General features: G+C 60.9%; 1 pseudogene. It reads left to right on the forward strand.

The window, feature by feature from the left end:
- Positions 1-233 (forward strand): annotated as a pseudogene (locus AF337_RS06475) (tyrosinase family protein); the annotation flags it as partial.
- Between the last annotated feature and the right edge of the window lie 25 nt (positions 234-258).

Consider the following 258-nt stretch of genomic DNA (forward strand, 5'->3'; position numbering starts at 1 on the left):
TCACCGATCCCCATTACGTCGGTTCTTTCGCCGTTCTCGGTCATGACGGCGACCATCATCGCAAACCATCCTTCGTCCTCGATCTGACGGACGCGATCCAGCGGGTTTACGGCGGAAGGGGGCAGACGGATGGCGAGGCCATCGACCTGCAGCTCATTCCTGTCGGATCGGGAGCGGGCAAACCCGGCGCCGTAGAGCCCGCAAAGCTAGAAATAGCCATAGTGTCCGCCTAACATCCGGACTGGCTGGGTTGTGGAG

The sequence above is a fragment of the Rhizobium ecuadorense genome (assembly GCF_001187535.1).
Classification (GTDB): Bacteria; Pseudomonadota; Alphaproteobacteria; order Rhizobiales; family Rhizobiaceae; genus Rhizobium; species Rhizobium ecuadorense.